The organism is Flammeovirga pacifica (genome assembly GCF_000807855.2).
Taxonomy (GTDB): Bacteria; Bacteroidota; Bacteroidia; order Cytophagales; family Flammeovirgaceae; genus Flammeovirga; species Flammeovirga pacifica.
The window spans coordinates 274,701-295,210 of sequence record NZ_JRYR02000002.1; the positions used below are offsets into that span (position 1 = coordinate 274,701).

Annotated in this window: 21 protein-coding genes; 19 read left to right on the forward strand and 2 right to left on the reverse strand. The window is 30.6% G+C overall.

Annotated elements, in window-relative coordinates; genetic code table 11:
* Positions 1-2 precede the first annotated feature (2 nt).
* The 11 genes from NH26_RS20320 to NH26_RS20370 all read left to right on the forward strand — a co-directional run bounded on the left by NH26_RS20320 (position 3) and on the right by NH26_RS20370 (position 10,000).
* The gene (locus tag NH26_RS20320) at positions 3-530 is read left to right on the forward strand and encodes a disulfide bond formation protein B (RefSeq protein WP_044217923.1); all 528 of its coding nucleotides are present in this window, start codon (positions 3-5) and stop codon (positions 528-530) included.
* A gap of 450 nt (positions 531-980) precedes the next feature.
* Positions 981-1,694 (forward strand): flotillin-like FloA family protein, encoded by a 714-nt coding sequence (locus NH26_RS20325; RefSeq protein WP_044217925.1) that lies wholly within the window; start codon positions 981-983, stop codon positions 1,692-1,694.
* A 64-nt stretch (positions 1,695-1,758) separates the two neighbouring features.
* Positions 1,759-2,193, forward strand: a complete 435-nt coding sequence (locus tag NH26_RS20330) for a hypothetical protein (protein ID WP_044217928.1) — start codon at positions 1,759-1,761, stop codon at positions 2,191-2,193.
* A 233-nt stretch (positions 2,194-2,426) separates the two neighbouring features.
* On the forward strand, positions 2,427-3,038 hold the full coding sequence (locus tag NH26_RS20335) for a hypothetical protein (RefSeq protein WP_044217930.1): 612 nt from the start codon (positions 2,427-2,429) through the stop codon (positions 3,036-3,038).
* 57 nt (positions 3,039-3,095) lie between these two features.
* Positions 3,096-3,689 (forward strand): DUF4738 domain-containing protein, encoded by a 594-nt coding sequence (locus NH26_RS20340; RefSeq protein ID WP_084812300.1) that lies wholly within the window; start codon positions 3,096-3,098, stop codon positions 3,687-3,689.
* A gap of 91 nt (positions 3,690-3,780) precedes the next feature.
* Positions 3,781-4,092, forward strand: coding sequence for a hypothetical protein (locus tag NH26_RS20345; RefSeq protein WP_044217933.1), 312 nt, complete (start codon positions 3,781-3,783; stop codon positions 4,090-4,092).
* Between the two features lie 446 nt (positions 4,093-4,538).
* Positions 4,539-5,096 (forward strand): hypothetical protein, encoded by a 558-nt coding sequence (locus NH26_RS20350; protein WP_044217935.1) that lies wholly within the window; start codon positions 4,539-4,541, stop codon positions 5,094-5,096.
* Positions 5,097-5,135: 39 nt separating this feature from the next.
* Entirely contained in the window at positions 5,136-5,726 is a 591-nt protein-coding gene (locus NH26_RS20355; protein WP_044217938.1) for a DUF4291 domain-containing protein, read from the forward strand.
* A gap of 50 nt (positions 5,727-5,776) precedes the next feature.
* Positions 5,777-6,862 (forward strand): hypothetical protein, encoded by a 1,086-nt coding sequence (locus tag NH26_RS20360; protein ID WP_044217941.1) that lies wholly within the window; start codon positions 5,777-5,779, stop codon positions 6,860-6,862.
* Positions 6,863-7,164: 302 nt separating this feature from the next.
* On the forward strand, positions 7,165-7,725 hold the full coding sequence (locus NH26_RS20365) for a hypothetical protein (protein ID WP_139263217.1): 561 nt from the start codon (positions 7,165-7,167) through the stop codon (positions 7,723-7,725).
* A 139-nt stretch (positions 7,726-7,864) separates the two neighbouring features.
* A complete protein-coding gene (locus tag NH26_RS20370; protein WP_044217946.1) occupies positions 7,865-10,000 on the forward strand; it encodes a carboxypeptidase-like regulatory domain-containing protein in 2,136 nt (711 codons plus the stop codon).
* Positions 10,001-10,412: 412 nt separating this feature from the next.
* Here the strand turns inward: NH26_RS20370 and NH26_RS20375 are convergent, their stop codons facing one another.
* Complete coding sequence (locus NH26_RS20375) at positions 10,413-11,939, reverse strand: CotH kinase family protein (protein ID WP_044217948.1); 1,527 nt, start codon at positions 11,937-11,939, stop codon at positions 10,413-10,415.
* A gap of 161 nt (positions 11,940-12,100) precedes the next feature.
* Between NH26_RS20375 and NH26_RS20380 the strand changes: the two genes are divergently transcribed.
* From NH26_RS20380 to NH26_RS20390, 3 genes are all read left to right on the forward strand, one after another.
* The gene (locus NH26_RS20380; RefSeq protein WP_044217951.1) at positions 12,101-12,481 is read left to right on the forward strand and encodes a VOC family protein; all 381 of its coding nucleotides are present in this window, start codon (positions 12,101-12,103) and stop codon (positions 12,479-12,481) included.
* A gap of 19 nt (positions 12,482-12,500) precedes the next feature.
* Positions 12,501-13,175, forward strand: coding sequence for a hypothetical protein (locus NH26_RS20385; protein WP_044217953.1), 675 nt, complete (start codon positions 12,501-12,503; stop codon positions 13,173-13,175).
* A gap of 214 nt (positions 13,176-13,389) precedes the next feature.
* Positions 13,390-14,016 (forward strand): carbonic anhydrase, encoded by a 627-nt coding sequence (locus tag NH26_RS20390; protein WP_044217956.1) that lies wholly within the window; start codon positions 13,390-13,392, stop codon positions 14,014-14,016.
* A gap of 70 nt (positions 14,017-14,086) precedes the next feature.
* Here NH26_RS20390 and NH26_RS20395 read toward each other — a convergent pair whose 3' ends face one another.
* Complete coding sequence (locus tag NH26_RS20395) at positions 14,087-15,628, reverse strand: SDR family NAD(P)-dependent oxidoreductase (protein WP_044217959.1); 1,542 nt, start codon at positions 15,626-15,628, stop codon at positions 14,087-14,089.
* Positions 15,629-15,950: 322 nt separating this feature from the next.
* On the opposite strand from NH26_RS20395, the gene NH26_RS20400 reads away from it, so the two are divergent.
* Genes NH26_RS20400 through NH26_RS20420 form a run of 5 tightly spaced genes read left to right on the forward strand, consistent with a single transcriptional unit; the run spans position 15,951 to position 20,498 of the window.
* Positions 15,951-17,471, forward strand: coding sequence for a hypothetical protein (locus NH26_RS20400; protein WP_044217962.1), 1,521 nt, complete (start codon positions 15,951-15,953; stop codon positions 17,469-17,471).
* A gap of 60 nt (positions 17,472-17,531) precedes the next feature.
* Entirely contained in the window at positions 17,532-18,167 is a 636-nt protein-coding gene (locus tag NH26_RS20405; RefSeq protein WP_044217964.1) for a hypothetical protein, read from the forward strand.
* Between the two features lie 56 nt (positions 18,168-18,223).
* Positions 18,224-18,760, forward strand: a complete 537-nt coding sequence (locus tag NH26_RS20410; protein WP_044217967.1) for a hypothetical protein — start codon at positions 18,224-18,226, stop codon at positions 18,758-18,760.
* A 3-nt stretch (positions 18,761-18,763) separates the two neighbouring features.
* Positions 18,764-20,206 (forward strand): hypothetical protein, encoded by a 1,443-nt coding sequence (locus NH26_RS20415; RefSeq protein WP_044217969.1) that lies wholly within the window; start codon positions 18,764-18,766, stop codon positions 20,204-20,206.
* Positions 20,199-20,498: a hypothetical protein gene (locus NH26_RS20420; RefSeq protein ID WP_044217972.1), complete on the forward strand. Its 300-nt coding sequence runs from the start codon at positions 20,199-20,201 to the stop codon at positions 20,496-20,498. Before NH26_RS20415 ends, NH26_RS20420 begins: the two co-directional genes overlap by 8 nt.
* The last annotated feature ends 12 nt before the right edge of the window (positions 20,499-20,510 follow it).

A 20,510-nucleotide genomic window follows, 5' to 3' on the forward strand; every position in this document is an offset into this window, starting at 1 on the left:
CTATGAATACTATAAAATATTTCAACAGCGCTTGTATTCTCATTATTTGTATGATTTTGATGGCGGCTTTATACTATCAATTTGGTTTAAATGAAGAGCCATGTCCATTGTGCCTTTTACAGCGTATGGGAATGATAGGAGTAATTTTTGGGCTTGCTCTAAATATATATGTGGGGTTTGATTCAAAACATTTTGGTGTAGTTATCATATCAGCTTTAGTGGGTGGCTTTTTTTCTGTAAGACAAGTTTTATTACACATAATACCTACTGATGGAAATACTGGCTATGGAACTCCAATTTTTGGAATGCATTTATATACCTGGGGTGTTTTTATTTTTTTAGCAAGTATTTTAGGGTCGGCTATATTCTTGTTTTTTAATAGGAAATTTAAATCTGAGAAGACACATGTAATTCTCAATTTTGAAAAATATGTGGTATACCTAGCAACCTTTATTGTTTTTGTAAACGTAATAGCAACATTCTTTGAATGTCAACTAGGGCCTTGTTGTGAAAACGGTCCTTGTAAATAAATGCTGCATAAAATCTATATAATAATTAGGACTTAGTTGGGTCTTAACGACTAAAAATTAAACCCTATTTAAATCGAGCTTTTTAGAAAACTTAAGATAGACTTTTCATTGATTTGAAAGGTCTTTTCTATGATTTCTTTTCCCACTTTTCATTAGGTTCTTATCCAATTCTTGTTTATCAAAACACCTGATCGAAAAAGGTAAATGGTGTAAAAATCTAATTGATCAAGTCATAAAGAGAGTAAAAAACCTTCATTAAAAGCCTATATTATTTCTTGATAAAGAATGTCATTATAATTAACTTGAAGTTATCTTTCAATCATCTAACAGCAAACTATTTTTTAAGAGGTTGGGAGCGTTTTACATAATGGATATGTACCATATGGCGTATATCCGATAAATTAGGATGGATAAAAGCCATTGTGTTTATCCAATGTTATAACCCATTAAATGGGAAAGTCAACAACAATTTTCAAATACAATAATAGAATGGAGATTCTAATTTTACTGTTTCTATTTATAGTTTTTATTGCATGTATATTAATACTACCTGCTTTAGTTATTTTAATACGAGCAAAACGTTTAAATGCTCAATTAACAATTGAACAGGCTTTTTCAATGAAAATTAGAAAAACAGCTTCAGATAATGTACTTAAAGGATTAGCTATAGTACAAGAAAATAATTTTAAAATTAGTTTAGACGAATTAGAAACTTTGCAACTAGCAGGAGGAGATCCATACAAAGTTATGGAAGCTATGATAAATTATAGTCATATCAAATCATTGAATTTTCAAACATTATTAGCAATGAATCTTTCAGGTTTAGATTTCAAAGATGCTATTGAGAAAAATCTTAATGGGCAAGAAATAAAATTTGAAAAACAAGCATTTGGAAGGTTTCTAATAGATTATGATGTGATATATCACAATAGAATAGGAGTAAGTCAACAAGATATTCTTAAAGAAGAAATAGAGAAAAAAATATATCAAAGACTCTTAAATTTCTTTATGTATTGGGAAGGAGATAATCTATTTAATATTAATAATTATATAAAAACGAATGTATTAAATAATGAATTTTGGGATAGAATTCTTTGTGTAGATATGAAATCTCAAGAATTAGAAATTAACTTTAACAAGAAAACGGGCTATAACAAAAGCTAAAACTCCATGTATTGGGTAACTCACCTTCTCACTTAGCTTTTCAATTTCGTTAACCACAAGTTAAATGAATAAACTAATTAAAAAACCACATTTGATTTTTTTACTCTCAATTCCGATAATAATGTTCATCGGAATTTTGAGAGAAGAATCGGTATTAGACATTAATATTCACGACACTTATTTTGTCATTGGCTATTTACCTTTATCAACTCTGATTTCAATGCTTTTTGGAATAATCGGAATTGGATATTGGATTATGCAAAAAGTAAACAGCCAATTATCAAAATGGCTGTATTGTACCCACGTTGGACTGACTTTTGGCGGACCTTTAATGGTGTGGGTTGTGACTAAATTTTATCGGACTGAGATTATGGACTATGAATTCAATATTAATCTGACTTTAATTATCACTCTGATTGTATTGGTAATGATTCTCGGGCAATTAATTTTTCCAATTAATATTATTTACGGACTAGTCAAAAAGAAAACTAGTGGCTAATAATTAGGTTTTTGTTTTGTTTGAAAGATTTAAAGGAGTAATAAAAGAGCATAAAATATTTCAAACAATGTGATCACTATTTCTTGATATATAATGTCATACTAATTACCTTGTTGCTATCTTTCAATCATTTAACAGCAAACTATTTTTTAAGAGGTTGGAAGTGTTTTACATAATAGATATGTGCCATATGGTGTATATCTAATGTTACATTTCATTTAAAGACTTAAAACATGACATCGAATTTTTGGAACTGGTTCAAACAAAACCACTACAAATACCTTTTCCTAAATGATATTGACGAAGAGCAAAAAGAAGAATTGCTTGACGAATTTCTTAATGAACTTCATAAATTTTCAGAAAACCTCTTTTTTGAAATTGGGGGGCATCCTAATGATGAGAAGGTAGAATTAGTCATTACAGCAACAGGTTTTACTGAGTATTTCCCACAAGTTGAACAGTTGATTGACAATGCCCCTAACATGCAAGAATGGAAATTTATTAAATATAAACAACCTCAAGGACCTGGTTTCACAACTGAATACCAAGGATATAAATTTGATCCAGACAGAACTATATTTGTCCCATTGACAAATAAAAATGATCCTGACGATATTGGCATAAGAGTTTTCTATTCTGACTATGAAGACGACAAAAATGATATTTTCATGAATGGAACTTATATCATGTTGGATACATTAATTGGTGAAAAATCAACAGCCCTAGATATAGATTATTTGGATGTTAAATCAACTCCTAATAACATATCAGAATATAATTTTATGCATCTTGGTGAAATTGGTGAATACATAAAAGAAAGAAAAACGAAATCAAACAATGGCTAGCATGACGAGTCGATCTATGCATGCAAGCCTGGCCGTTGTGTGCAAACAAAGAAGACAATGAAAAGACAATTTCTTATATTAATAATGACTATCCTTTTTTTAAGCTGCAGTGAGCAGAAAAAAGGAAAAGTAGTAACTTACTCGGAAATTGTTAAGGCTCAAAATGAGAGAATAGACACCTTAACTATTTTTGAAAGTCAAAATTTAAGTGACAAAAACATTATTGAACGATTCTTCCCTGAAGAAAATGAAAATGTAAAATTTGATACAATTGTATCAGCTCTTAATCTTAAAATTTCGATTCAAAGTACAACTCTCGACACATACGTGACGAATGAATATGAAATCGAAGGAGTTAAACATATTGACAAGTATAGAGACAGTGAAAAGCACTTAATTATAGAGAAATCTAATAAAATTGTTATTGATACTGTTTTTAAGAAAAGTGATTTTACAGAATTGACAGGGAAAGACTTTTTAAAAATTGCTGATTTTCATAGATATTGGTTTAACAAAATAGAAAATGATACTATTGAATTTTTCGGAGTGGTAAGTAAGCCAGAAACCGATTGGTCTGTAGCATTTTATCATTCTCTCGATTTGAAATCCATGACATTTGAATTAGAGGAATTTGTTGATGAAGAAATATAAAAAGGCAGCACAAAACAACACATAAGCTGAATTAAAACGTCATCTGGTCTTAGTGTAGCATATATGTTAGTATACATTTCAAATCGAAAATATGAAGGCTTGGAAAATATCATTTTGGATTACCGTAACTATACTGATTGTGTCCAACATATTTTGGATATATCAGGTAATCGATACAGCAGTAGGACATGGATACTACCAAGTAAGCTGTGAAGAATACAAAGTAGACTCAGACATTCTCAATTCCACACTTAATGGATTTGAGAAAATTGACGACTTAATCGCTTTTCTAAAGAAACACGAAATTGAGTATAATACAATTTATAAAGTTGATAATGAGAATTATATCCTTATCGGTTCAATAGAAATTCAGTTCCTTGATAACGGAGAAGTGGTTAATTAAAACTAAAGATAGATGCATACCATAAGAAATTGATGAAGTAAAAAAGAGGATAAAACCTTTCAAAAAATGTGATCACAATTTCTTGATAAATAATGTCATACTAATTACCTTGTTGTTATCTTTCAATCATTTAACAGCAAACTATTTTTTCTTAAGAGGTTGAGAGTGTTATTACTAATGAATATGTACCATATGGCGTATATCCGGATAAACGCCATTGTGTTTATCTAGTGTTAGCCAAAATATATTATCATCATAAAGTGAACATTCAAATATCAAATCTCATAGATTTTATTAATTCGGAGCAGTACAAAAGGTATAAAGAACTTAGAGAATTTAGATATTTAAGATTTTTAATTACAAAACTTTAGCTAATATCAACCAAAACTACATTTATCAGATTACGCAAACTCTTATACAGTTTATCAATTTTATTAAGGAAAAGAATGAACAGCTACAGAAAAATCATAGATAAATTTAAGTCAAGTAAAGAAGAGTCTTTATTGATTGACTTTAAATGTATTCATAATGGAAAAGAAGCTTATGGCGAAAGTGATGACATAAATTACATAAATAGGAAGAATTTGATTTTAGAATTATATGAGAAATATTCTGCTGAAGACAAGACACTAATAAAATGGCTATTACAAGAAGAACTGAAAGGTTTTGAATTTGATATACCTGTTTACACAACAGATTTATGTGCATTTATGCTATATAAGCATATGACAATTGAAGATGTTTACGATTTGTATGATGCTAAATTTGGTGCAGGTTCTGACCATCAAGCATGCATAGATATAGAATTAATTTTTGGACAAAATAAAGATGAAATAAAAGCGTATTTGAAAAGCGAGTGCACTCAAAAAGAATTGAATAATGAAATACTTGAGACTATTGAATGTTATGAGTTGAATAAGAATGCTAAATTCAAGAGTAGAGAAGAATACATTGAATACTTTGAGACTAAAAAATTTGAAGCTCTAAAGTTTGATTTAGGGTAGTGATGTGTTAGTCCATATTGAACATAATAAAACAAACAAATGAAGTATCAAGAAGTAAGGGCAGAGTTTGATAGAGATACTATATCAGTTTATCAAGCATATAATAAAAATATTGCATTACCTGCGATTAAAAGTAATAAGTTTGAAAAGCCATTTTCATTTAATCGTATGACTTGGATAAAGCCATCTTTTCTTTGGTTAATGGAAAGAAGCAACTGGGGTAATAAATCGAATCAAGAATACATTTTAAAAATAAAATTAAAGAGAGAGGATTGGGAGAAAGCACTATCAATGGGTGTTTTAACAGACCCTGATAAACTTGTGTATTCAAGTGGATATGAATGGGACAAGCTATTCAAAGAAGCTAAAGTTCATATTCAATGGGATCCCGAAAGATCCTTGAAAGGTGGGAAATTACAGGAAAGGACGATTCAAGTGGGGATTAGTCGACATCTCATAGAAGAGTATAATGATCAATGGATTAGTGAAATAGTAGATGTAACACCATTAGTAAAGAAAATTAGTTTGTTACGTAAAGCAGGAAAATATAAGGAAGCCAAACGGTTATTACCTCTTGAAAAAAAATATCCATTAAAACCCGAAATTGAAAAGAGCATTGGTATTAGATAACGAACAACCATAGTAAGCATTAGGGTACTATTAATCACAAAAAATATCTCATGAACTCCAGAATAAAACTATTACTTATCTATTTTTTCTATTTAATTATACACTCTTCTTTTGGTCAAGAAAAGAAAATCAATTCTTTTACATTATGTGGAGAAGTACATCTTTCAAAAGGTTCTCAGAAAGCATTAATACAGAATTTTAAAGATCAGATCAAAAAGAATGGTAAAACAAACCTTGTTCTTGAAATGGGTTTTGCAAATTCAATTTTATATACAAATTACTTGATTGATGGAAATGAAGAACCTATTCAACGTGTTTATGGATATTATGCATTTGAAGGCTTTAGGAGTTTTATTCAAGAATTAAAGGTGCTTTATGATTCTCTGCCAGAAGAACAAAAATTTGTGATTATTGGGATAGATTTTGAAATAAGGTATCCTTTTATTCATGTTGTTAGTAACATATTCCAACAAATTGAAACCATACCAAAAGAATTAGATAACATAACTAACAAATTTATTGAAGCAGATAAGAATTTTGACTCACCCAATACAAAACCACCACTTTCTGAATATAACTATTACCAAGAAATGTATACAAGTTTTGTCACTTATGAGTCAGTGTATAAAAACATCTTACCAGAAAAAGATTTTGCTTTACTAAAATTACTTTCATTAAAAACATTACGGAATAAAAGTGTTTCCAATAGAAATAATGATCAAGAATGGGTAGAAAATTTTGATGATATATTAAAGTATTATAATATATCTGAGTTAAGTAACTTTTTTGGTCAAGTGGGTGCCAGTCATTTATCCAATACACCATTTACACAAATGATAGAATCTCGTTCAAAAGAATATCACTTTGATGAATATTTATATTATAGTGGTGCACGTATTCATAATGATGACCCTTTTAATATAAATTATTATAATATTCAATTTGATAGTTGGGAATTCAAATTTAGACCGTTGCTTACAAAAAGTAAACAAATGAAATTTATTAAAAAAGAATATTTTTCAGAATTTAAATCAATGTCAAAAAAAAATGAAATACTTAAAATAAATGGTCAAACTGTTATCGTAAATTCTGATCCAGAAATTTATAAACCGTTGTCATTACAAAAAATAAAATAATAAATTTAACTTGCTACTCTTACGTTGCTTTTAAAGCAATCGTGACTATAAACAACCTTTCAAATAGTATAAAAATTTATGGGTAAGATTCTTGCCCTTAGCTAAACTTCTAAAATGAAATCTGTCAAATCAAAAAAAATAGGATTCTTTATGTATTAATTGTCAGTATCTTATCTGTAATCAATACCCTATTTCAATACTCAGATATTTTTGTAATAGGGACTAGCTTGAGTATAAGTTTAGTTGGTATTTATATTGCAATATTATATTTCAGAACTGGAAAAATTAATAAAAACATACTGTTGTTATGGATAATTCCTCAACTTATAATTTGGGGAGAAATCTTAAGTTATCAAGGGCAAAGATTAGATGTACCAATTTTTGATGTAACTCAGTTGTTTAGTCTAAAGGTTAGTATCACTCAAATGTTTTTTGGAAAGATATTTAGTATAAATCTAAATCTATTAGCGATAGTTTATTTATATATTTATGTCAAAAGGTTTAGGAAAAGTTACTTAGGATTAAGTTTTCATTCCACTTCAATAAATGAGACAGAGATTCCTCTTGAACAAGAAATAATTCAAGGTAAAATCATTGAATATTTATCATTTGAAGATTATCCAAACAGCTATATTATTCAACTTAAGGATAGCATCACTTATCAAGAGATTGATTATCCTTATATCATTATTTCAGACTTTAATAATGATAGAATGGGTACAGAAATGGAATTGACTTTTAATAGTAACTTATTGAAAAATTGGGATCCTAAGATCGGTACTCGCAAAAAAGATTTAAGACACATAGGAATAATTGAAGGGACAATATCTAAACAATTGATCCATCAATTAAATACTCTGTAATCAAGAAAATGAGAATAGCATAACAGGAGTTTTTATTCCACACTATTCTTATTGTATATTTATAAGTCATAGTCTCTTAAATAGAAAATCAATTACCTTCGAAATAATCGATTATTTTTAATAATAGAAATGAATTTGTATGCTGTTTAACTATTGGAAAATAACAATAACAATTGGTGTTCTATTTTTTGTGACCTGTTTTAATTCTTATGCTCAACTAACTAAAATTAATGATTATAGAACTCTTAAATCAAAGACTCAAGACTCCGATATTATTTTACTAGGAGAGGCAGATCATTACAATAAATTTGTGTTAGAAGAAAAAGTCAATTTCACAAAATATCTTCATGACAGCTTGGGCTTTGACCTATTACTCTTTGAAAGTAGTGTCTATGATATGGATCAGGTCAATCAACTTCTGATAAAAGGAACTTCTGAATCCGGTATTTTATTCAAAGGTATTTACAATGCATGGCATCATTCTAAACCTATGTATGACTTATCAAAATATATATTAGCATCAGCCAATAAAAACGATACGTTATTTGTAGGTGGTTTTGATCCTCAATTTTATTCTGGAACCTTTTTTAATAACCTTTCAATAGACTTTAATAAATACTTAAAAGAAACAAAAATAGTTTGCTCTGAGAATTATATTGAGGCCTTAAACACAATTATTACACAAGTAGGAAATGATTATTCTTTACCTGAAACTTATAATGAAAGGTTCAGAAATGATACACTTGAATTAATTCAAAAATTATCTTCTCAAAACACCACTTCTGCACTATTTTGGATAAAAAACTTAACCTCAATCTTAGGGACCTGTACGTTAATACAGGAGAATAAATCCGATGGAATAGATATCAAATCAGCAGATGTTCAGCTAAGAGATAGTCTCATGTATGAGAATATTAAATATCATATCAACACAAAAAATAAAAAAATAATTTGTTGGGCAGCAAATACTCATATAGCAAATGACTTAAGCGGTATCCATTCTAGTACAGACACCACCATTCAAAATTTTAAAGGAATATCTTATTTCTTAAATAAATATACTGATAAAAAAATCACTTCTATTGCATTTACGGATCTTGCCGGCATTGAAAATGTAAAAGAATATATTGAATATGGGCAACTTTCAGCAAATGAAAAAGCATATATAAAATTGGATTCGGTAGATTTATATGGATTTTCATCACTAATTGGAAATTCTCCTATTACTGGAGACTACCCTCATGGGAACTGGAAAAATACTTTTAATTATGGCATTATTATTCACTCTAGTAAAGATGTTCATATAGAAGGTGAGGTAGTTGATGCAAGTGATTTGACAACAGTTCCTTATGTTAATATTCAATTCGAAAATTCGAATATCTATGCTCACACAGATTTAAATGGAAAATTTTCATTTAAAATCAAGGAGGAAAATCTTGAAAAGAAAATGATACTATCTCACTTAGGCTATGAAACTATATCTATCCAACCAAATAAAAATTTGATGAAAATAGAGTTGCTTCCTAACGTAGACTATTTGGATGAAGTGGAAGTCTCTGGAAAAAAAATTAGTGGATATGAATATTTTAAACCCATCATTGAGAATCATTTAAAACTTTCGCCTAAAACTCCTACTAAATATACACTCTATTATCAAAGTGAAGACCTTTTTAAAGATACGTTGGTAATAGAGGCCTCTTTAGAATTCATTATCGATGATCAATTAAAAGAGCCAATACACCTTAATTCAACAATTTCCAATAAAAGGATTATTGATGAAAATTCGCCAATATTTCCCTATCCAATTGCTGTGGTTTCTGATCCTTATATTAATGTGGATAACTCAATGTTTAGTAAGAAATTTTTAAATAAAATAATAATTGATTCTATTCAATCCATTAAAAATGATCAAACTACTTATACTAGTATTAATTACCACACTAATTACAATAAGAAAAAATATAAAGGAACTATCATAGTAAATTCAAATGATAACTTTATACTGAATCATAAGTACTCTATTGAACATATTGATAGGACCCTAAAGGAATTTGAAATTCGATACGCAATGAAAGGAGAATATATCTATCCTACATTTGCAGAAATGCATCTTAAAGGAACTATGTTTTATAGAGGTACTTTATTAGAATTTAATCATCGCAATACAATTTTTATAATGAGTATTGTCAAAGATTATACAAGAAAAATATATCATAGGATATATGATTTAAAGAAAGCAAAATACTCCAAAAAGTTTTGGGACAATTTAAATTGATAAATATCTCTATGTCACTATTTTATCAGTTGTAAAAATGATGAAATATATTTTAAAAAATATAGAATTTTCACCATCTTTTTTATTCTATTTCTAGAATAATTTTTGATCATTATGGAATCAAAAATGTTATTGATTCTACAAGGTATATGAATTATGTTCAAAATTTAGAGGATGGATTCTATTTTGAAAAGCATAACTTTTGATATATTGGATATGTATATTTTATTACTGATTCCTACAATGAAACTAATTTAATTTTAGCTCAATACATATATTGTTTCATAGGATTGTTTTTTTGCACAAAGTAATAAAAACAGTAGGTAAAAAAAATCATCATCAGTGATATGTATTGTTTTATCCGTATCATAAACATAGCTCTTACTAAATTTATGATACGGATCAGAAGTCATTACAATACCACCACTTTTTTACTAGAAACTTGTTGCCAACTTCCCTGAGGAGTTTCAATTTCAATAGCCAATATATAGGTGCCCTTATGAATATCTTTCATCGAAAAACTAAATGTATGATCAGGTCTTTTTTCCCATCGTTTTACTGTTTGACCTTGTAGATTGATCAATGTGATGATACTTCTTTTATAATCAAGATCATCAAAATCAACCATTAAATATTGACTAACGGGATTAGGGTAGATCTTAACTAAAGGTTGCAAACGGATAGGATCAATAGATGTAATGATGATTTGATTATTTGCATATTGAACTCTTGTGGCAATAAAATCTGCAATACCATAGGCTACATGTCCATCTAAAGGAGCAGAAAATGATCTATCATAGTCAGAAACTGTCCAGCCATAATTTGTGGTGTAATAAGTATCAGCGGCAATGTAAGGTCTCAATAGATCGTGCTGCACATCAAAATATGGGTCTAACATTGAATTATTGAAAGTCTCATCAATAAAGCTTCTTAAAAACTTGTTGTATTCATTTCTGTAGTATGGGTCGCTTAATACTTTTTGTGCTAGGGGTCTAGGATCGGTTGGGTGAATCCATTCATTAATATCTCTTGTTCCCCAATCTAAACCGACCCAATCAATACCGTAAGTATTATCTAAATCATAAGGGAAATATGTCCACATATTACTTTCTTCATTCCAATAGATTAAGAAGTTATTCTTATTATAAGAATAGTTATCCCAATGTCCAGAGAGATGTTCAATTCCAATTGTTTTGATGTAAGTAGCAATATCAAAATTTCTATCTAAGTAAGATCTAAAGGCCTCACCATTAAGAATATTAATACTATCTAAAAAAGAGGCTAATTCATTTCTGTTACTTTCATCTCCTTCTTCAAGTTCATAAATATCATCATTGAGGTATAAGTTGGGATCATTGGTAAGATCTGCCCCATAGCTACATTTATAGAGTTTACCATCCTCTGTTGCATAGCGTGATTCCAAAAAGAGATCATCTATTTGTTCTGTATTTAGGTATAAACCATAATAATCATCATTAATATAAAGAGCTACATGACTACTTCTTGCAGAAGGGATGTTCTTTTCTCTAAAAAATTTCAATAATGATTTTTCTCTAGATAGAGTGGGGTCATTATGTTCAGCTCTGAGGTTAAACTTTTTCTCTTCATAAAACTCCCTTCCTTTTATAAATTTATTGAAAGAAATTTTGAATGATTTTTTTGGTGCATAACGAGAAGTATTACCTCTTAAACGAATCCCTACATTGTGTAAAGAATCCGTTAATTGTGAGTTTTGAAATTCAAAAATACAGACCTTGTATTCTCTATTCTCTTCATTTCCAGGGGCCAATAAGAACTCTAAATCGGCAGGGTCCATAGTGATGTCCACACGGTTTACTTCATTCTCAGGAAATAAAAGCCCGTCGGATGGATTGATATTTTGTCCTAATACAAAAAAATAGAAGGTCAAAAATGATAGTGTTAGTAGAATCTTTTTCATTAGAATAAGTTTAGATAGAACTTGTCATATTTACTGTTTAGTAGTTATATTTTGAGCCTGTAAGCTCGGTGTTGCAAATTACTTTTTTTAGTTGAGTTAAAAAAGTGATAACTAGGCCTTTATTTTTGGCTTAGTGCTTAGTAGAAATAGATAAAAGAAAAATGAATTTAAATCAAATAACTGTACCTTCTTTGGATTTAAATAAATCAATACCTTTTTATGAGAAAATGGGGCTGAAGCTTATTGTAAAAGCTTTACCTCATTATGCGCGATTTGAATGCCCGAATGGAGAGTCAACTTTTTCAATTCATCAAACGGATACATTACCTTTAGGAGAGGGTGTCTATGTTTATTTTGAATGCGAAAATCTTGATGAACAAGTAGCGTTAATCAAAAGTAAAGGGATCAAAATTGATCAAGAACCTAAAGATCAATCTTGGTTATGGAGAGAAGCTAGGTTAAAAGATCTTGATGGAAACCAATTGATATTATTTTTTGGAGGAGAGAATAGATTAAATCCTCCTTGGCGTATAGCCGAATAAAACTAAGATTTAACCACTTATGAAAAAGAATAAGAAGCCTTATCATGTCATTCAACTCTTCAATAATTCTTATGTCTATGATAAAGATTATAAAAATTATGAATCAAGAAAGGAAGTTGTTCAATGGAAAAATGAAATACCTTCCAATTCTTTAGTCGATGGCAAAGTACAAATCACTAATGTAGACCCTGCTATTTCTTTAGCTAGTGATCAAAATATGGTGATACTTATTGATCATAACATCAATACCTTTGAAGAATTGCATCAACTCCATAAACTAAATAATGAAAATTGGGACAAACAAAATGCTAACGATTTTTTGATAAAAAGACCTAAGTTATTTCTAGGGAAATTGGCCCAACATAAATTGTCTTTTGAGATTTTTCAACTAAGATTAAAAGAGACAAAACTAGAGTTGTTTATCGATTGGGATTATTGGAAAGTAGGACGTGAAGAAAAAGAGAATTTCAAAATAGGGGAGTTAAAAATACATCAACCTCTGAACATAAAAATTGATGGTAAAAGAGATTTTTCCTTAACAGGAAGAAGGAAACGCACATTTATAGAAAACAATTATATAATTGAATACAAAGGTATTTTTGAGGAGGTAGAATTCATAAAAGAGCAAAAGACGTTTACGAAGTTAGTCCCTGTCAATAGTAAAGAAATCAACTTTATGAAACATTTAAAGTGATCATATAATAAAGTAAAACAAGAGTAACTTCTACATAGTTTTATGATAAAAAAGGCGTATTGATATTAAAAGTTGTTTGATTGTTTAAAGTTGTTCACTAATTTTGGAGTATGATTTTTTGCATTGAATTATTCTTATAATGTATGATTCACTTTAATGTATCAAAATCCCAAAAATGTACTCAAACAGAATAATTATTTTTTTAGATTAGATTATGGACATTAAACAAATTTTCCAAAACAACCAAGATTGGGTTCAAGAAAAACTGAGTATTGACAAAAACTATTTTAAGGAGTTGTCAGATGGTCAGAGCCCAGATATTCTTTACATTGGTTGTTCTGATAGCCGTGTGACTGCTGAAGAGATTATGGGTGTAGCTCCTGGAGATGTATTTGTACATAGAAATATTGCAAACATGGTCCCTAACACAGATTTAAGTGCAATGTCTGTAATTGATTACGCAGTACAACACTTAAAAGTAAACAATGTTGTAGTCTGTGGTCATTATTTTTGTGGAGGAGTGAAAGCTGCTATGCAATCACAAGATTTGGGTATCCTTAACCCTTGGTTAAGAAACATCAGAGATGTATACAGAACTCATAAAGATGAATTGAATGCAATTCAAGATGAGGAGGAAAGATACAAGCGTTTGGTAGAACTAAATGTACAAGAACAATGTATCAACATTATCAAAACAGCCCCAGTACAAAGAGCTTACAGAGATAGAGGCCTTAAAGTACATGGTTGGGTATTTGATATCCAATCTGGAAATCTAATTGATTTAAATATCGATTTTGATAAGATTTTAGAAAATGTAATGGAAATATATCGTCTTGATTAATTCTAATAGGCGATCATTATAAACAAAGAGGCTGTCATTGATAAAATGACAGCCTCTTTTTATATTTTTATTACCAATCAATTGGCATATAATCTTTCAGGAATTTACCCGACCAATGTTTTCCAGTATTGATACCATCAATCAAAGGATCAAGAACTCTAGCGGCTCCATCAACAATATCTAAAGGAGGTTGGAAATCGTGCAACTCTTCTTTCTTTTGTGATAAGTGAGCAGGATCTTCGTCTGTTACCCAACCTGTATCCACAGCATTCATAAAGATGCCTTTTTTAGCCAATGAACCAGCAGATGTGTGGGTCATCATATTCAAGGCAGCTTTTGCCATATTGGTATGAGGATGACGGTCTTCTTTATGGAAACGGTGGAATTTACCTTCCATTGCAGAGACATTGATAATATGCTTTTTACCCGTTTCGTCTTTTTCCATCAATTTTGATAAACGATTACACAAAACAAAAGGAGCAATAGAGTTCACTAATTGCACTTCTACCATTTCAGGTGTTTCAATTTCTCCTAAACGCAATCTCCAAGAGTTGGTTTTTCTTAAATCAACTTGTTGCAAATCGGCATCTAATTTACCGACAGGGAAAACTTCTTTTGTAGCAATAGTGTTATCAAAACTATAAGGAATTTGAGACAATTGAGCCGATGCTCTTAATCCGATTCCAGCTTCTGATGTACTCCATTTTACAGGAAGACGACCATTTTTAGCACTTTCACTTGTCTGAGACAATTCAGAAAGTTCGGTCAAACAATAAATATGATCTTTTAATACGTTTTGCACCGGAGCAGTTAAAGCTTCAAAAGGTTGCTCTTCTCCAGCCATTAAATGTTCGTAAAAACCAGCAGGTCTACGTACAGTTTGTGCCGCATTATTGATCAAAATATCTAAACGATCGTACTGTTGCTCGATAAAATTACAGAAGATCTCTACCGAAGGGATATGACGTAAATCTAATCCATGAACTTTTAAGCGATGTCCCCATTCTTTAAAGTCAGGTTCTTTTGCAAAACGTTCTGCAGAATCTACAGGGAAACGTGTTGTAGCTACAACAGTAGCACCTGCTCTAAGAAGAATTAAAGTGATATGATACCCAATCTTTAATCTTGATCCTGTTACCACTGCCACCTGACCTGTAAGATCGGCATTTTGGAAACGTTTGGCATAGTTATAATCGCCGCACTCAGGACACATCTGATCATAGAAATGATGTAATTTTGTGTATTCAGTCTTACACACATAGCAATTTCTAGGAGAGGTTAATTCAGGAGTATCAGGAATCTCCATATTCTCCAAGATTCTAGGAGCCACAAAAACACTAGCTTCACGAGCACTACGTATACCTGTAGTTTTTCTCGCATGCTTGTTTCTTTCTTGTTCCTTTCTTTTTGCCGCTTTCTTAATATCTTTTTTACGCTGCTCAAATTCATCACGGTTAGGACGACTTAATTGTCCTGCCGCTTTAATTAGGGCTATACGTTTTTCTTCACTTAACTCGTACAGTTTTACTGCATCAGCCGTAAGAATTTGCAATGTTTTGATACACTCATCAATCTGTTGCTCACTTAAATGCTGTTTGTCCTCTTCCGTCATAACGTTCTACTATAATTGAGGCCGAAAGATACTGCCTAAATTTTAATTATGGTTAGAAATTTTAGTTAATGTTAGTTCCAGAGATGAAGAACTATGAACATCACGGTTTATAAAATAGGTTATGATATAACAGTAATACCCCAAATGAGGTATTGTATAAATACCACATCAGTAGGATAGAGCTCCCAATGATTTCCTACACCTTTGTAATGTAATCAAAAACTAATAATCGATTGAGTAGCTACTATCTGTTTGACAATTACAAAGGCGGTTTACCGAAAAGCCTTATAAATGAGTAGGTAAAATTAATTTGTTAAATAAGATGCCAACTACAATACCTTATGACCCGTCGTTAGTATTGGGTAATATTGTAAACCAAGAAAAGCTTGAAAACCTTACTCAAATTAGTAAGCTACAAGCACCAGTAGATGCAGCGGAAGATGAGTTGAACTCATTTATTTCTATGAAACGAAGCATTGATATGACTATCCAAGAAATGATCGAAATGAATATCGATTCAGAAGATTTAATTAAGGAGAGTCAACAAGTTGGACAAAAAATTCAACAGGCAGCAATCAAATTTGCCAAAACAAAGTTAGATGCTGAAAAAAATATTCAGCCATTAAAGTCTAAAATATCTACGGTAAATGATAGTGTAGAAAGTCCTATTGATTATAACAAAACACAGATAAAGAAGATGCCTCTTTCGGCTGATTCTATGACAATGAATTGTCAGTATTTTGCATTTGATCAAAATGAGCAGGATTCAAGTACTCATGCAGCTACTGTTGCGGCTTTCGTAAGTGATTCAGTAAATGAATTTGGTGACAAGTTCTCTTCTGAAGCTAAAACATCAGCTCAATCCCAAATGAATAGTCAACATTCAAGACATAGCATCTCTGGTACATTGGTCGTTAGTATCAAATGTACACATAAAGAAGCTGCTCTTTTAGCGCCATTCATTTTGAATGTAGATAAGGGTGTTGAGGTTTGGAATCAGATGTTTCCAAAAGACAAGATTGATACAGGTAGCCCTGCAAACTTGGCAATGACTCAAGCAAAACAAGCCAGTAATGGAAAACAAAATACGATAGAGTTATTGTCTGGAGCAACTTATGGCTCTTGTTTTATTGGTATGGTTCATACTTTAAACACAACAGAAACTTCTTCTTCACAAACAATGTATTCTGTAGCTGAATCTTTGCAAGGTCAGTTTGAAGTTGGTGGTTGGTTTGCAGATGTTTCAGGTGGTTTTGGAGTTGATTCAAGTTTTTCAGGAAGTGCTAAAAACTTGTTGAGTACTCAAAATATCTCATCACATTGTACATTGATTACTATGGGCTCAATTGCTTCAATAAAATCGAATCAGGTACAGATGGCTGTGAAGGGTTTTACCAATGATGATGCTGCAAAAAATATGGCAGCCTTGCAACAGATGCAAAATGAAACTGCTAAAGATATGAACAGCAGTATTGCAAGTTCTGCATCTAATGCAAGGTCTGGACAGCAAATGGTCTCTCTTCAAACAGCAAAAGTACAAGGAGTATTAAGTGGTCTATCTGATATTGATAGTCAAAGTAATAAAATGATCGATACCAATTCTATGATGGATGCTATGGAAGATTATATCAATAAATGTCTTGATGGTCATATTGGTGTACCGATCAATTATTATTTAAAATCAATTACAAAGGCAGAAATTACGCATTCATGGTTGAAAAAATATTACCCTAGTAAATTCAATCAAGCAGGTAGTATTGATGATAGCGGTTCTAGCAGTAATAGTGCCTCTTCATCTTCTGATTCAGACACTGATGGTGGAGGAGATACATCAGGATCTTAATATCATTTTAGCGAGGAGATACTCTTCTCCTCGCTATCTAAAATTTTTAAAAATACAATTATGTTAAGTGAGAATCCAACTCAAAATGCCTCTATTATTGATGCAATCATTTTTTTTCACCGAAATGGAAAGCTACAGAAAACTCTTAGTGGAGTAACTGAAGAAAAAACAGGCTTGTTGCAAATTGATTATGGATACAATGGTAATAAGTATGGTTCTATTCTAATTAAGAGAGGACAGTTTGAACTTGTAAAAGTAACAGACACAACTGGTACTTTAAAACCTTTATCAAAATATAATCATGTGGGAGAAAATGTGTCAAAACAAGATTATATCAATGCTTTAAAATGTACGGATCTTAATAAAGATCAGACTAAAGTGTCTGCACTAATTATTTTGACTTCAGAATGTTGTAGATCTCAAATGGTCTCTCATGCTATTGATGGTTTATTGGAAGGGAAACCTGCTTTTTCTGTTGAAGTATGGAATGGTTTAAACTTCGCTTTTAAAAACTATTCACATACAGCTTCCGCGGCAGGATATAAGATCAATGCAGGGGAAACTCCATGGACATGGTTAAGGGTTGAAAACTATAAAAGTTTTATTCAAAACCAATATAATGGAAGTAAAACTGAAGCTTTGGCTGGAATTGATGCAGTCCATAAGTACAATCAATTGGTTGTAGAAAATTCTTAAAAACAGGTAAGCTGAAAACTGATTAGAGTAAGCAATATTTTAAAAATCATAAGAAAATGACACTAATAAAATTAAAAGAAATTAATCAAGGTACTTGGTTAAATACAGGAAAAGGACCATCTGTTACTAAGTATGGAGGTTTATGTTATTTCATGTGTAATTATCATGAAAGTAATCAAGGAATTTGGAATGAACCAAAGGCATTTAATCAAGCAGTTTTAGATGCTAAAAACTTTGGAAAAGGAACAGCCATGATGAATTATGCAAAAGCTCAAAATTTAAAGGTACCCCAGAATTTATCCTCATATATTCCTACTACATCAGCTTTAACTGATAATAGTATTTATAGAATATTATTAAGCATTGGAGCAACTGGTTCACCTAATCATGCTGTTATTGCTGTTACAGGTGTTAGTGGTGAAGTCGTTTTTTTTGAACCAAATTTTGGTTTTTATGAATCTACCACCACAGGTGTTTCTAACCGTCAAGCTTTTGAAGATGGTATAGCTAAATTATATGGTAAGACATCTTTAGGGAGTTTTGAATATTATAATGTACGATCAATAAATCAATCTAGCCCTTTAGGTTTTTAAATTATGCCAAACTCAATACCTTATGATCACCCATCTTTGGTTCTCGGCAATATTGTCGATACAAAGGTATTGGGTGTCTTGAAAAAAATCGATAGTGCTCAATGCACTATCGATTCAGCTCAGCAGAAAATGAATTCTCTCATTGGAATGAAAAAAAGTGTAGCTATGACGATCAATGAAGTCATGGATATGAAAATAGATGTTACTAGTCTTCAAAGTAACATTAAAGAAATAGATAAGTCTATTGCCAATGCCGCGAATACTTACATTGAGGCTCGATTAAAAAATGAGTCTGTTATACAAAGTTTAAAGGATGATCTTGCTAGTTTAGACCTCTCTGAAACAGTGGAAAGCCCTATTGATTTTGAAAAAAGTCAATTTATCCAAAAACCCTTATTCTCTGATTCTTTAAAATTAGATGCTCAATATTTTAGTTTTGAAATGAATGCAGAGGATGATACAATAGCTAATATTGAAACCTTTATTAAAGAATCAACAAGTGAATTAGGTGGAAAAAAATCAAATGAAATTGCGTCGAAAGCATCTTCACAAATTGCCCAACAAAAGCAACATCATAGTATTGCTGGTACCTTGATTATTTCAGCTAGCTGTACCCATAAAAATGTAACAATGATTGAACCTTGTATTTTCGATCCTGATAAAGCATTAGATATGTGGAATCATCATTTTGATGATAAATATATTGATACTACTAAACCTAGTATTCTTCAACAATCTTTATTTGATAAATCGATAAATCAGCAGGGTTTTATATCTATTATTTCGGGTGCAGTATATGGGTCTTCATTTGTGGGTATGGTTCATATTCTAAATACTGAAAATACCTCAAAAGCTCCATCAGAAGAATTAATATCATCATTAAATGAAAAGATGAGATTAGGAGGATGGATCGAAAATAATAGTGGAGGATTAGGGATAAATGAATCAATATTAGATGAGGTAAAAAAGTTGTTAAGTACACAACAAGTAAGCTCTCATGTTACCATGATAACAATGGGTGCGTTACCTTCTATTGGTTCAAATCAACTGTCGTTGGGAGTGAACAAACTAATGAAAGCAGAAAATGATACAATTTCCAAATTGATAAGTGAAGGCAATGCTATAAGCACGGTTGATTCATCTGCTGAACAATCTATTGAAGGAAAGCGTAATGAAGTTATTCAAAATGCTAAAGTTCAATCTTTGATTCAAGGGCTTCAAAAAGTCGATTCAGCGACAAATAAAGTTATGGATATCAATTCTTTAATGTCTGCTTTTGAAAACTATTTAACCACAATAAAAAGTTCAGACGAATTAGTTGGTATACCTATTCAATTCTATTTAAAAAAAATAAATAGAAAACAGGTCGTGAAATTATGGTTGGATAAATATTATAATTCACAACTAATAAAGAAGAAAAATATAACATCAAATAATAATGAATAATAATACACAATCTCCAGAATTAATAACGAATATCTTTAATGGTTCTTTAGTCTTAATCAGTATCTGTTTGGTTATTGTTACCATGTTTCAAATTTCTAATAATGCTGAAGAGAGAATAGTAGATGAATTTCTTGAAGTGACTTCTATTTTGTATTTCATTTCAACAATAAGTGCATATATGTATATGAAAGAAGGACAGATTATAGTTTTTTATAAACTCACTAAAAATGCTTTCATGTTTGCAGTAATTGCTACGGTAATCTCTATGATCATCTTGTTTTTTGAACTATAACTATTATTGCTT